This window comes from Cupriavidus sp. KB_39, from assembly GCF_052114485.1.
Lineage (GTDB): Bacteria > Pseudomonadota > Gammaproteobacteria > Burkholderiales > Burkholderiaceae > Cupriavidus.
Map to the genome: position 1 here is coordinate 40,834 of NZ_JBFREV010000006.1, position 12,600 is coordinate 53,433.

The following is a 12,600-nucleotide window of genomic DNA, read 5'->3' on the forward strand; positions in this document are numbered from 1 at the left end:
CTTTCGGAGAACTGCAATGACCCATCGCACCGCGATCGAAGCAAGGCGAAATCTTCCGGGGAGGGCCTTGCAGGGTGAGTATGTCACCCAGCAACAATTCAATGCGCTACGGAAACGGGTTGACGCTATTGCGCTGACAGACGACGGCATTATGTATTTCACAGTCAACAGCACCGGCGCGGATAGTCAGGCCAATGGCAGCGAGTCGGTGGCGATTGCCAGCGGTGCCTCCGCAAATTCCGAAGAATCTGTTGCAGTCGGCTACCTGGCTACCGGATCTGGCCAGGGCTCGGTGTGTGTGGGGGCGTATTCCTCAGCCAGCGAAACGTGCAGCACCTCCATAGGCTTTGACACGCTCGCTCAGGCTTATGGAGCGGTTGCGATCGGGTCTGCCGCGATAGTGGACCCCGTTGCTAACAAGGGGATCAGTATCGGCAACACAGCCATCGTTGCCGGTGATTCAGCATTGGCCATCGGCGCGAGTGCCACGGCGAGCGGCGAGCAGAGTGTGGCGATAGGCGCTGGTTCCACGACCGATCGCGCGCAGACGGTGTCCGTAGGCAATGACAGCGCGCTCCGCTTCATCGCCCGTGTTGCGGCGGGGCAGGAGGATGATGATGTCGCCACAATCGGCCAGTTGAAGGAGGCTGGCCTGCCCGTGAATGCGCGCGGCGAAGTGGAGCGTGCGCTGGTGCTGTACGACGACAGGAACAAGACGAGGCTGACGCTGCCGTTGGTAAGAGTGTCGGGATTGCGTCCCGCTGAACTGAGCGCGCAGAGCACAGAAGCGGTAACGGGCAGCCAGCTCTTCAAGGCAAATCAGCGGCTGGTCGAACTCGAGGCGCGCCTCGCGGCGCTGGAGCGTGCGGTGCGCGACAGGTAGTCGTGCAGGAATGGCCCCGGGTGGCTTGAGCACATGGTGCGGTCACACGGCAATCTTACTCAGGATGGGGCGCTGTCCGTCGCGGCAGCTGATGGAGAACGCAATGAGCAATCAGACTGATGTCCAGGCTAGGGCCAACGCCTCGGACAGGGACCGCCCGGGCCAGTATGTCACCCTGCAACAGTTCCATGCGCTACGGGAACGGGTTGACGCCATTGCGCTGCAAGACGACGGTATTACGTATTTTGCAGTCAACAGCACCGGTCCGGACAGTCAGGCCAATGGCATAGAGTCGGTGGCGATTGCCAGTCACGCCGAGGTGGATTCCGAGGAATGCGTCGCTGTCGGCCACGCGGCGGGAACAATCGGCGCGGACTATCCGGGCTCGGTGTATGTGGGTGCGTATGCCCAGGGATATGCCATATGCACCACTGCCATCGGCTATTACGCCTATACCAACGCTTATGGAGCGGTTGCGGCCGGGTGTCTGGCGACGGTGAGCGCCAGTGGTAACAAGGGGATTGCTATCGGCGATCTGGCCCTCGTTGACAGTGATTCAGCAGTGGCCATCGGCGCGAAGGCGACCGTGAATGGCGCCCAGAGTGTGGTRCTGGGTTGCGCTTCCACGACYGATCGCGCGCAGACAGTATCTGTCGGCAATGACAGCACCCGTCGCTTCATCGCACGTGTTGCGGCGGGGCAGGAGGATGATGATGCCGCCACGGTCGGCCAGTTAAAGGAGGCGGGCCTGTCCGTGAATGCGCGCGGGGAAGTGGAGAGTGCGTTGGTGCTCTACGACGACAGGAGCAAGACCCGGCTTACGCTGCAATCGGTAAAAGTTGCGGGGTTGCGACCCGCTGTGCAGAGCCTGCAGAGCACGGATGCGGTGGCAGGCAGCCAGCTCTTCAAGGCAAACCAGCAGCTGGTTGAACTCGAGGCGCGCCTCGCGGTGCTGGAGCGTGCGGTGCGCCACAGGTAGTACGGGRGCGAGCACACGGTGGAGGTGGAGGTGGAGGTGAGCGTGGTGCCGATGGATTAGGCTGGGTTTGTCCGATCCATGGTTTTCCGAAGTACGGCGTGAAAACATGGCCTCGCTGGCCAACGTCAACTTCAGGAGACCTTCGATGAGCAACGCCCAGACGGATATCGCAAGCAATCAGTACCTGACCCGGGAACAGTTCCAGGCACTGAGCGCAGTCGGAAAGAACGACAAGAACGCCAAGTACTTCCACGCCAACAGCAAGGGTCCCGATAGCGAGGCCAGTGGCCAGGAAGCCGTGGCCATCGGACCCTCCGCCGTGGCGGCGGGCTCGGGGAGCGTTGTGGTGGGCGAGGGCGCCGTGTTCGGCGCCGCGGGCCGGGGCGTGGTCATCGGCTCCCAGGCGCAGGTCGGGGCGGACTCGCCCGGCGACGGCGTGGTGGTACTGGGCAGCGACGCCACGGCATGGGGCGACAAGGCCGTGGCGATCGGCGGCAACGCCAATGCGGGCTACACGGACAACATCGCCATCGGCGGCGATGCCCAGGCCACCGCYGCCTCCGCCGCCGTGGCGGTGGGCGCCGATGCCTTCGCGGGGGGCGACCAGAGCGTGTCCGTCGGCTCCGCCGCCAGCGCCCAAAGCCAGGCGGCCGTGGCGATCGGAGCCAGCGCGAACGTGTACGGCTACGGCACCATCGGCATCGGGCGCGGCGCCATCGCCAACAACCACCACGCCACCGCCATCGGCGAGTATGCGGAGGTGAGCGCCTACGGCAGCGTGGCGCTCGGCGCGTCTTCCGTCTGCGACCGCGAATACGCGGTGTCCGTCGGCACGGCGGACAATGGCCGCTACATCACCCATGTGTTACCGGGCGAGCAGGACGACGACGCCGTGACCGTCGCGCAACTCAAGGACGCGGCCCTGCAGGTCAACCCGAAAGTGGCCCGGCGCCTGGGCAACCTCGAGGCCCGCATCGCAACGCTGCGCCAGCTCGAAGCGCGCATCGCGGCGCTGGAGCGGGCGGCGGGGCGTTCGTAGTCGGGGGGCGGGCGGCCTTTGGATCCATGTACTTCTGGAGATCGGGTAGCGACCATGGCGACGGCACGGGCCGTGTATGCGCCCTTGCCGTGGTTCTGATCAACCCGATTCCAGGAGCCCTTCATGGCAATTCCTCAGACTGAGCCCGAAGCAGGGAACCATCCATCGTCCGCCAACGGCAATCGTGGCGGTGGCGGTGGCGGTGGCGGTGGCGGTGGCGGCGGCGGCGGCGGTGCGCCCTACCTGGCCTATGACGACAAGAGCAAGAGCCGCGCTACGCTGCCATCGACATTGGTCACAGGACTCCGGCCCGGCGAGGTGAGCCAGGGCAGCAGCGACGCCATCACGGGCAGCCAGCTGGCCGACACGGAGGCCGACGTCGCTGGCAATGCGCAGGACATCGCCGCGCTGTCGCAGACGGTGGATGACCTCGCCTCGGGCAAGACCGGCCTCAAGTATGTGCAGGTGAACGCCAGCGGGACGGCCGCCTCGGCACCCGGCAGCAACGCCATCGCCATCGGCGCGGATACCGTCGCCACCGGGGTCGGCAGTGTCGTGCTGGGCCAAGGGGCGACGGTCAGCGAGTCGGGGCCCGGCGTGGCCATTGGCCTGAATGCCCGTGCCGATGTCGCCGCGCGGGACCCCGTGGACGCCGGCTCGGTCGCACTGGGCTGCGATACCTATGCCTATGGCAGCCGCTCGGTCGCGATCGGCGAAAAAGCGCAGGCCGCCTACGCGTGGAGCGTCGCCATCGGCGGCAATGCCGTGGCGTCCGGCGCGGACAGCTTCCAGGTGGGCGGCACCACGGCGGTGGGGATGGCCGCGGTGGCATCCGGTCACAAAAGCGTGGCGCTGGGCCAGAGATCGGAAGCCTCCGGCGCGACGGCGATCGCCGTGGGGCCGATGGCGCAGGCCACCAATACCGGCGCGGTCGCCGTGGGCACCGACGCCGTCGCCAGCACCGAGTTCGCGGTGGCGCTCGGGCACGGCAGCCGCGCGGCGGCAGCGCACGGCGTGGCGCTCGGCACGGCCTCGTACTGCGACCGCGACCTGACGGTCTCGGTCGGCACCGACACCCTGCAGCGCCAGATCATCAACGTCGCGCCGGGCACCGCGCCGACCGACGCGGCCACCGTGGGGCAACTGAGCGCGCCCATCGCCCAGATGCGGGAAGCCCTCGCCTCGCGCGAGSGCCGCCTGCACGACCTCGAGGCGCGCATCGTGGCGCTGGAGCGGGCGCTGCGGGGCGCTTAGGGGTGCTTAGGGGCGTCCAACAAAAAAGCCGGCCGCTTGCGCGGGCCGGCTTTTTTCGCCAGATGGCTCGGATGGCGCCGAGGGCGGGTCAGCCGAGCTTCTTCTTGAGCAGTTCGTTGACCTGGGCCGGGTTGGCCTTGCCCTTGGTGGCCTTCATGGCCTGGCCGACCAGTGCGTTGAAGGCCTTTTCCTTGCCGGCGCGGAACTCTTCSACCGACTTGGCGTTGGCGGCCAGCACGTCGTCGATGATCTTCTCGAGTTCGCCGGTATCGGACATCTGCTTGAGACCCTTGGCGGCGATGATCGCGTCGGCGTCGCCGCCGGACTCGCCGGCCCACATCGCCGGGAAGACGTCCTTCTTGGCTGTGTTGTTGGACACCGTGCCGTCGGCGATGCGCGCCAGCAGCCTGGCCAGTTGCGCCGGGCGCACCGGGGCGTCGTCGATGGCCATGCCTTCGCGGTTCAGTTGCGACGCCACGTCGCCCATCAGCCAGTTGGCCGCCGGCTTGGCGCTGGCCACGCCGGCTTCGGTCACCACAGCCTCGAAGTACGCGGCGAGGGACTTGGTGGCCGTGAGCGTGCTCGCATCGTAGGCCGAGAGGCCGTATTGCGAGACGAAGCGCGCCTGCATCGCCGCCGGCAGCTCGGGCAGGCCGGCGCGCACGCGCTCGACCCACTCGCTGTCGATCTCGAGCGGCATCAGGTCCGGATCGGGGAAGTAGCGGTAGTCGTGCGCGTCTTCCTTGGTGCGCATCGCGCGCGTCTCGCCGGTGTCCGGGTCGAACAGCACGGTGGCCTGGACGATCTTGCGGCCGTCCTCGATCTCGTTGATCTGCCACTGCACTTCGTAGTCGATCGCCTGCTGCAGGAAGCGGAACGAGTTCAGGTTCTTGATTTCGCGGCGGGTGCCGAATTCCTTCTGGCCGACTGGGCGCACCGAGACGTTGGCGTCGCAYCGGAAGCTGCCTTCCTGCATGTTGCCGTCGCAGATGCCGAGCCACACCACGAGCGAGTGCAATGCCTTGGCATAGGCCACGGCCTCGGCCGAGCTGCGCATGTCTGGCTCCGTCACGATCTCCAGCAGCGGCGTGCCGGCGCGGTTCAGGTCGATGCCGGTCATGTTGGCGAAGTCCTCGTGCAGCGACTTGCCCGCATCCTCCTCAAGGTGGGCGCGGGTCAGGTTCACGGTCTTCTCGTAGACGCCCTGCCGTCCTTCCACCTGGATCGTGATGGTGCCGCCCTGGACGACCGGGATCTCGTACTGGCTGATCTGGTAACCCTTCGGCAGGTCAGGGTAGAAGTAGTTCTTGCGCGCGAAGATGCTGCGCGGCGCGATATGGGCGCCGATGGACAGCCCGAACTCGATGGCGCGCTCGACGGCGCCCTTGTTCAGCACGGGCAGCACGCCCGGCAGCGCCAGATCCACGGGCGAGGCCTGCGTGTTGGGTTCGGCCCCGAACGCGGTGGAGGTGCCGGAAAAAATCTTCGAGGCGGTGGAGAGCTGCGTATGCGTCTCCAGGCCGATCACCACTTCCCATTGCATGGCGGTATTCCTGGTTTAAGTCTTCTGTTCTGTTCTATATCAGGCCGGACCCGGCGTTTTTCAGGGCGCGGGGTTCAACAGCCACGAATCGAGTTGGGCGAGCGCGGCCACACGCGCCAGGGCGTCGCCGCCGCTGGCGGTATCGCCGCCCGGGGTGCGCCGGGAGGCGTCGCGCCGGCCGTGCAGCTCGCTGGTGCCGTCGAAGCCATGATAGGCGCCCGGGTAGATCTCCAGCCGGAAGCGCGCATCGGGCTGGCGGGCCAGCACCGCGTTCTGGAGCATCGCGCAGCGCGTGGCCGGGGTCCAGTCGTCCGCGCCGCCAATCATCATCAGCACCGGCGCGCGCAGCTTGAAATTGTGCTGCCGCACCACGCGCTTGCAGGCCGGGTAGAAGGCCACGGCGCGCTCCACGGCAGGCGTGCCGGCCGGCCACGGGCGGCTGGCGTCGATGGCGGCCAGCACCGCCTGCGCGCCGTTCGACCAGCCCAGCAGCACGATGCGGCGCGGGTCGACGCCGGGCTGGCGGGCCACCCAGCGCAGCGCGGCCAGGGCGTCGGCGCGGCGCGTCTTGTCGTCGATGCCGCGCGCGTCCGGCGTGTCGCCGCAGCCGCTGGTGATGCGGCCGCGCGGGCCGAAGCTGTCCGGCATCAGCACGGCGTAGCCGCGCTCGGTCAGCCAGTGGGCGTACTCGCGGTAGCGGGCCTGCAGGGCGCCGGCCGGGTCGAGGATTTCGTCGATGGAGCCGGTGCGCCGTGCCACGCGATGCGTGTCTTCAAGCCCACCGCAGCCGTGCAGCGCCACGACCACCGGCAGCGGCTGCGACCTTGGCTGGCCGCTGTCGCGGGGCAGGAACCAGTAGGCGGGGAGCGTCGGCATGCCGGCATCGCCCGCCAGCCGTACGCGCTGGACGATGGGCGCCGGGGCGGCCGACGTGGAGGTGGCTGCCGAGGCTGCCACAGAAGCCGCCACAGCAGGCGCACTGGAGGCCGAAATCGGCGCTTGCGGCGCCGAGACCGTGCTCCAGGCCGGCACCGCCGCCACCGTCATCATCGCAAAACCCGCGCGCAGCCAGCGCCGCGCCCGAGGCATAACGCCGGGCAGAATCCCGGCGGCGAAGGATGAGAGTGGGCGGCGTGGCGGCATGATAGTTACGTTATCGCGTGCGGGCGCAGGCGCCCGAGTCCGGCTCGAACATCACCGGCCACGCTTCTTCATAGATGCCGGGCGTGCAGTGCGACTGGCAGCTTGCGTGCGCCAGCGTCACGCGGCGCGGGTCCTGCCAGACCATCAGCTTGCAGGCGCTGCCATCGTTGGCGCGCAGTTCGATATGTGGCGTTTTGCGCACCTGTCGGAAGTCGGCCAGATTGAAGCTGCACGAGCCGCGCTTGCCGACCCACAGCTTCCACTGCAACTGCTGCACGGCGTTGTCCACCACGCGTAGCTGGGCGTCCTCGCGGAAACCGTCTTCCTCGGTGCGGCGGCAGTCGCCGTTCAGGTCGATGTCCCGCGCGGCGATGGGCGTGGAGCGCCCGCCAAACGGCAGCGAGCAGCCGGCCAGCACCACGGCGAGGGCCATCGCGGCAAAGAGGCGTAGCAGGCGCTTGTCGTGCATCGTCATCAGGCCGGGCGGCGCAGGTGCCAGTCGGTGGCTTGCTGGAACGCATGGGCCACCTGCAGCAGGCGCGCTTCATCGAAATAGTTGCCGATGAGCTGCAGGCCGACGGGCATATTGTCCTGACCGGTGCCGCACGGCACGCTCATGCCGGGCAGGCCGGCGAGGCTGGTGGAGAGCGTGAAGATGTCGGCCAGGTACATCTGCACCGGGTCGGCGGTCTTCTCGCCGAGCTTCCAGGCCACCGTGGGCGCCACCGGGCCCATGATCACGTCGCACTGGCTGAAGGCGCGCTGGAAATCGTCGGCGATGATGCGGCGGATCTTCTGCGCCTGCAGGTAATAGGCGTCGTAATAACCGTGCGACAGCACGTAGGTGCCCACCATGATGCGGCGCTTGACCTCGGCGCCGAAGCCTTCGGCGCGGGACTTCTTGTACATGTCGAGCAGGTCGCTGTACTCGGCCGCGCGGTGGCCGTAGCGCACGCCGTCGAAGCGCGACAGGTTGCTCGACGCCTCGGCCGGTGCAATCACGTAGTACACCGGGATCGACAGCTCGGTCTTGGGCAGGGTCACGTCGACCAGCGTCGCGCCGAGCTTCTCGTACTCGGCCAGCGCGCCGCGCACGGCGGCTTCCACGTCGGCGGACAGGCCCGCGCCAAAGTACTCGCGCGGCAGGCCGATGCGCAGGCCGGCCAGCGGTTGGTCGGCGCTGGCGCCGGCGCGCGGCTGGCCCAGATGGCGCGTGAAGTCCTCGTCCACGCCGCCCTGGGCGGGCGTGAGGCTGGTGGAATCCTTCGGATCGAAACCGGCCATGGCGTTGAGCAGCAGCGCGCAGTCCTCGGCCGAGCGCGCCATCGGGCCGCCCTGGTCGAGCGACGAAGCGAACGCGATCATGCCGTAGCGCGAGACGCGGCCGTAGGTCGGCTTGATGCCAGTGATGCCCGAGAACGACGCCGGCTGGCGGATCGAGCCGCCGGTGTCGGTGCCGGTGGCGGCCGGGGCCAGCCCTGCGGCCACCGCGGCGGCGGAACCGCCCGAGGAGCCGCCCGGCACGCGCTGCTTGTCCCACGGGTTGCGCACGATGCCGAAATACGAGTTCTCGTTCGACGAACCCATCGCGAATTCGTCCATGTTGGTCTTGCCCAGCGTGACCATGCCGGCGGCGGCGAGGCGCTCCACCACGGTGGCGTCGAACGGGCTCTGGTAGCCGGCCAGCATCTTCGAGCCGGCCGTGGAGGCCCAGCCGCGCGTCACGAAGACGTCCTTGTGGGCGATGGGCACGCCGGTCAGCGGCGTGGCCTGGCCCTGGGCGCGGCGCGCATCGGCGGCACGGGCCTGCTCCAGGGTGAGGTCGGCGTTGAYGTCGACGAAGGCGTTCAGGTCGCGCGCGGCCTCGATGCGGGCGAGGTAGTCGCGYGCGAGTTCCTCGGCGGAGACGGTGCGCGCCGCCAGGGCATCGGCGATCTGGCGCAGGGAAGTCACGGAATCAGCGGAAAAGGACATGTCGGTCTGGTGTCTGCGGTGGCGGTCAGGGGCGGCGGCGGCGGGCCGGGCGGGTGGGCCCGGGCGTCACTCGATGACCTTCGGCACCAGGTAGAGGCCGCGTTCGGTGGCCGGGGCCGGGCGCTGGTAGTCTTCGCGGCGGTCGGTCTCGGTCACGGCATCCTCGCGCAGGCGCTGGGCGATGTCGCGCACGGCGGAGAGCGGGTGCGCCAGCGGCTCGATGCCGGTGGTGTCCACCGCCTGCATCTGCTCCACCAGCGAGAAGAAGTTGTTCAGTTGGGCGAGCGTCTGCGCGGCCTCGGCATCGCTGGTTTCGATGCGGGCCAGGTGCGCGATGCGCTTGACGTCGGAGAGTGCGAGAGCCATGGCGTGATGCGGCGCGGGCGCCGGGTTCAGTCCATCGGACTGGGGATGTTGCGGTCGGGTGGCGGGCAGGACGCCCGGAGCGGGGTCCGGGGGCGCCCCCGGGATCGTTTCGTTACAAGTTTTTCCGGGCGCTGACGCCCCGAAACAGCGTGGATTATAAGGTATCATTACGCGCTGCAGGCCTCCCGCAACGCGGACTTCACATGGCGCGCCAAATGGCGGGTTCCAGGCAGGTCACGGGTCACGCCGGCGGCTGCGCCGGTGATGCCGTCGCCACTGCTGGCACGTACCATGAGTGCCGGGCAGGGCAGCCGCCCGGGGCATGCGTCGCGCGAGCGTCGCAGGACTGCAACAGAGCAGGAAACGATTGGCGAACGATAAAGGCACGGCCCGGCGGCGAGTCCGCGATTAACGGCTGGTTTTCATCGCAGTTTCACACTTCACAATCAGGTTCCTCCGATTAGGCTTCTGCCATCGTCAGGCGATTTTCCGACCTGTCCGGCGCATCTGGCGGCGAACTTTCGCGCAGAGTCTAATCAAAGGTTCCCGTAGGTCCGGCGTGCAGGTTGCGCCGGTTGCGGATCGCCGATGACCGGGCGGGCATGCGCCCCTCGCCGTCGGCACCGGGGCGTACCGGCTTGCCGGTACGGGCCGCAGCGCACCGGGGGAACCGTGAACCATCACCCTTGCAAACGTATACCTGGCCGGGCCGAAGACGGCGCCGGCCGTTTCGCATACTCGCGAACCAACAAAAGACAGGATTCCTGATGTTCGGATTTCTCCGCAGCTATTTCTCCAACGACCTGGCCATCGACCTGGGCACCGCCAACACCCTGATCTATATGCGCGACAAGGGCATCGTCCTGGACGAGCCGTCGGTCGTGGCCATCCGTCAGGAAGGCGGCCCCAACGCCAAGAAGACGATCCAGGCGGTCGGCAAGGAAGCCAAGCAGATGCTGGGCAAGGTGCCGGGCAATATCGAGGCCATCCGCCCGATGAAGGACGGCGTGATCGCCGACTTCACCGTGACCGAACAGATGCTCAAGCAGTTCATCAAGATGGTCCATGACTCGAAGCTGCTGCGCCCGAGCCCCCGGATCATCATCTGCGTGCCGTGCGGCTCCACCCAGGTGGAACGCCGTGCCATCCGCGAATCGGCGCTGGGCGCCGGCGCCAGCCAGGTGTACCTGATCGAGGAGCCGATGTCGGCCGCGATCGGCGCCGGGCTGCCGGTGTCGGAGCCGTCGGGCTCGATGGTGGTGGACATCGGCGGCGGTACCACCGAGGTGGGCATCATCTCGCTGGGCGGCATGGTCTACAAGGGTTCGGTGCGCGTGGGCGGTGACAAGTTCGACGAAGCCATCGTCAACTACATCCGCCGCAACTACGGCATGCTGATCGGCGAACAGACCGCCGAAGCCATCAAGAAGGAAATCGGCTCGGCATTCCCGGGGTCCGAAGTGCGCGAGATGGAAGTCAAGGGCCGCAACCTGTCCGAAGGCATTCCGCGTGCATTCACGGTCTCGTCGAACGAAATCCTCGAAGCCCTGACCGATCCGCTGAACCAGATCGTGTCCGCCGTGAAGATCGCCCTCGAGCAGACGCCCCCGGAACTGGGTGCCGACATCGCCGAGCGCGGCATGATGCTGACCGGTGGCGGCGCGCTGCTGCGCGACCTGGACCGCCTGCTGGCCGAGGAAACCGGCCTGCCGGTGCTGGTGGCCGAAGACCCGCTGACCTGCGTGGTGCGCGGCTCCGGCATGGCGCTCGAGCGCATGGACAAGCTCGGCAGCATCTTCTCGTACGAGTAAGAACAGGAACCGCAACGTGGCGACACGCGGCATGCCGGCCCCAGCAGGCTGCGCCGGCGCGTGCGCCACGAGATTTCCGCCCCTTCCCGCCGCCCCYGGCGGGATGACTTCGCCTGCGCACGGGTAAATGGATTACTCCCCACCGCCGCTCTTCAAGCAAGGCACGTCCGCCGTGGCGCGGCTGGTCATTTTCGTGACCATCGCGCTGACGCTGCTCGTGGTCGATGCCCGCTTCGACGCCATGCGCGTCGCGCGCCAGGTTGCCGCCACCGTGCTGATGCCGGTGGAACGCGCGGTCCTGGTGCCGCGCGATGCGCTGCGCGGCGTCTTTGACTATGCCCAGTCGTCCGTCACGCTGGCCAACGAGAACCGCGAGCTGCGCCGCAGCGCCGTGGAGCAGGCCAGCGCCGCCGTGCGCCAGGCCCAGCTCGAGGCCGAGAACAACCAGCTGCGCAAGCTGCTGAATCTGACCCAGCAATCGGCCACGCCGGTGGTGGCGGCGGAGATCCTCTATGACGCCCGCGACCCGTACAGCCAGCGCATCGTGATCGACCGGGGCAGCGTGCAGGGCCTGCGCGCCGGCTATCCGGTGATCGACGAACGCGGCGTGATCGGCCAGATCACGCGGGTCTCGCCGCTCCAGTCCGAAGTGACGCTGCTGACCGACAAGGATCAGGCGATTCCGGTCCAGGTGGTGCGTAACGGGCTGCGCAGCGTGGCCTTTGGCGGCTCGCGTGCCGGGCAGCTCGACCTGCGCTTCATGGCGGCCTCGGCCGATCTCCAGCAAGGAGACCTTCTCGTCACATCCGGCCTGGACGGGACCTATCCGCCCGGCCTGCCGGTGGCGAAGATCTCCCATATCGAACGCAAGGCCGATACCGCCTTCTCGCGCGTGTACTGCGAGCCGGTGGCTGGCGTGCGCTCGCACCGACAGTTGCTGGTGGTGCGTTACGAGTCCGGGCTGGGACCGCGTCCGCAGGACGAGGACAAGCCGCAGAAGGCCGAGCGCGGTGCGCGTTCGGCGGCGGCCCGCGCCGGTGCCGAGAAATCGGCAGAGAAAAACGGCGATAAACCCGCTGCCACGGAGCCCGCACGGTGACCAATCCCCAGTATCTGCTGCGCCCGGTCAACCCCGCGTTCATCGCGGTGACGTTCATCGTCGCCTTCCTGTTCAACCTGATGCCGTGGGGCACCACGCTCTGGATTCCGGACATGGTGGCGCTGGTGCTGGTGTTCTGGAACATCCACCAGCCGCGCAAGGTCGGCATGGGCGTGGCCTTCCTGCTCGGCCTGCTGATGGATGTGCACGATGCCCGCCTGCTGGGCGAGCACGCCATGGCCTACACGCTGCTGGCCTACTTCGCCATCACGATCCATCGCCGCGTGCTGTGGTTCTCGGTTTATACCCAGGCGCTGCACGTGCTGCCGCTGCTGTTTATCGTCCACGCCGTGCCGGTGGTGATCCGCCTGGCCATGGGCGCGCCCCTGCCGGGCTGGCAACTGCTGCTGGCGCCCTGCATCGAGGCGCTGCTGTGGCCGCTGGCCACCAGTGTGCTGTTGGCGCCACAGCGGCGTTCGCACGACGTCGACGAAACCCGACCGATTTAG

Annotated in this window: 12 protein-coding genes; 7 read left to right on the forward strand and 5 right to left on the reverse strand. The window is 67.8% G+C overall.

Annotated features, from left to right (window positions below):
- The first annotated feature begins 16 nt into the window (after positions 1–16).
- The 4 genes from AB4Z27_RS06540 to AB4Z27_RS06555 all read left to right on the forward strand — a co-directional run bounded on the left by AB4Z27_RS06540 (position 17) and on the right by AB4Z27_RS06555 (position 4,155).
- The gene (locus AB4Z27_RS06540) at positions 17–883 is read left to right on the forward strand and encodes a hypothetical protein (protein WP_441591491.1); all 867 of its coding nucleotides are present in this window, start codon (positions 17–19) and stop codon (positions 881–883) included.
- Between the two features lie 103 nt (positions 884–986).
- The gene (locus AB4Z27_RS06545; RefSeq protein ID WP_441591489.1) at positions 987–1,862 is read left to right on the forward strand and encodes a hypothetical protein; all 876 of its coding nucleotides are present in this window, start codon (positions 987–989) and stop codon (positions 1,860–1,862) included.
- Positions 1,863–2,007: 145 nt separating this feature from the next.
- Positions 2,008–2,901 (forward strand): hypothetical protein, encoded by an 894-nt coding sequence (locus tag AB4Z27_RS06550; RefSeq protein ID WP_092291220.1) that lies wholly within the window; start codon positions 2,008–2,010, stop codon positions 2,899–2,901.
- A gap of 123 nt (positions 2,902–3,024) precedes the next feature.
- Positions 3,025–4,155 (forward strand): hypothetical protein, encoded by a 1,131-nt coding sequence (locus tag AB4Z27_RS06555; protein WP_441644118.1) that lies wholly within the window; start codon positions 3,025–3,027, stop codon positions 4,153–4,155.
- A gap of 88 nt (positions 4,156–4,243) precedes the next feature.
- Here AB4Z27_RS06555 and gatB read toward each other — a convergent pair whose 3' ends face one another.
- From gatB to gatC, 5 genes are all read right to left on the reverse strand, one after another.
- The gene (gene gatB, locus AB4Z27_RS06560; RefSeq protein ID WP_092291224.1) at positions 4,244–5,698 is read right to left on the reverse strand and encodes an Asp-tRNA(Asn)/Glu-tRNA(Gln) amidotransferase subunit GatB; all 1,455 of its coding nucleotides are present in this window, start codon (positions 5,696–5,698) and stop codon (positions 4,244–4,246) included.
- A 60-nt stretch (positions 5,699–5,758) separates the two neighbouring features.
- The gene (locus tag AB4Z27_RS06565; protein WP_441644160.1) at positions 5,759–6,748 is read right to left on the reverse strand and encodes a dienelactone hydrolase family protein; all 990 of its coding nucleotides are present in this window, start codon (positions 6,746–6,748) and stop codon (positions 5,759–5,761) included.
- 103 nt (positions 6,749–6,851) lie between these two features.
- A complete protein-coding gene (locus tag AB4Z27_RS06570) occupies positions 6,852–7,316 on the reverse strand; it encodes a hypothetical protein (RefSeq protein WP_092291228.1) in 465 nt (154 codons plus the stop codon).
- Positions 7,316–8,815: an Asp-tRNA(Asn)/Glu-tRNA(Gln) amidotransferase subunit GatA gene (gatA, locus tag AB4Z27_RS06575; protein ID WP_441644119.1), complete on the reverse strand. Its 1,500-nt coding sequence runs from the start codon at positions 8,813–8,815 to the stop codon at positions 7,316–7,318. The genes AB4Z27_RS06570 and gatA overlap by 1 nt, the downstream gene beginning before the upstream one ends.
- 66 nt (positions 8,816–8,881) lie before the next feature.
- Positions 8,882–9,181 carry an Asp-tRNA(Asn)/Glu-tRNA(Gln) amidotransferase subunit GatC gene (gene gatC / locus AB4Z27_RS06580; protein WP_092291232.1) on the reverse strand — a complete coding sequence of 100 codons (300 nt, stop codon included), beginning with the start codon at positions 9,179–9,181 and terminating at the stop codon, positions 8,882–8,884.
- Positions 9,182–9,948: 767 nt separating this feature from the next.
- On the opposite strand from gatC, the gene AB4Z27_RS06585 reads away from it, so the two are divergent.
- The 3 genes from AB4Z27_RS06585 to mreD all read left to right on the forward strand — a co-directional run bounded on the left by AB4Z27_RS06585 (position 9,949) and on the right by mreD (position 12,600).
- On the forward strand, positions 9,949–10,992 hold the full coding sequence (locus AB4Z27_RS06585) for a rod shape-determining protein (protein WP_011296266.1): 1,044 nt from the start codon (positions 9,949–9,951) through the stop codon (positions 10,990–10,992).
- A gap of 127 nt (positions 10,993–11,119) precedes the next feature.
- Positions 11,120–12,091: a rod shape-determining protein MreC gene (mreC, locus tag AB4Z27_RS06590; protein ID WP_092291234.1), complete on the forward strand. Its 972-nt coding sequence runs from the start codon at positions 11,120–11,122 to the stop codon at positions 12,089–12,091.
- Entirely contained in the window at positions 12,088–12,600 is a 513-nt protein-coding gene (gene mreD, locus AB4Z27_RS06595; RefSeq protein ID WP_092291236.1) for a rod shape-determining protein MreD, read from the forward strand. Before mreC ends, mreD begins: the two co-directional genes overlap by 4 nt.

What these genes read in the sequence shown, in the direction of transcription:
- AB4Z27_RS06540 (WP_441591491.1), top strand. Translation starts at nt 17, where the DNA reads ATGACCCATCGCACCGCGATCGAAGCAAGGCGAAATCTTCCGGGGAGG.
- mreC (WP_092291234.1), top strand. Translation starts at nt 11,120, where the DNA reads ATGGATTACTCCCCACCGCCGCTCTTCAAGCAAGGCACGTCCGCCGTG.
- AB4Z27_RS06585 (WP_011296266.1), top strand. Translation starts at nt 9,949, where the DNA reads ATGTTCGGATTTCTCCGCAGCTATTTCTCCAACGACCTGGCCATCGAC.
- AB4Z27_RS06570 (WP_092291228.1), bottom strand. Translation starts at nt 7,316, where the DNA reads ATGACGATGCACGACAAGCGCCTGCTACGCCTCTTTGCCGCGATGGCC.
- AB4Z27_RS06565 (WP_441644160.1), bottom strand. Translation starts at nt 6,748, where the DNA reads ATGATGACGGTGGCGGCGGTGCCGGCCTGGAGCACGGTCTCGGCGCCG.
- gatC (WP_092291232.1), bottom strand. Translation starts at nt 9,181, where the DNA reads ATGGCTCTCGCACTCTCCGACGTCAAGCGCATCGCGCACCTGGCCCGC.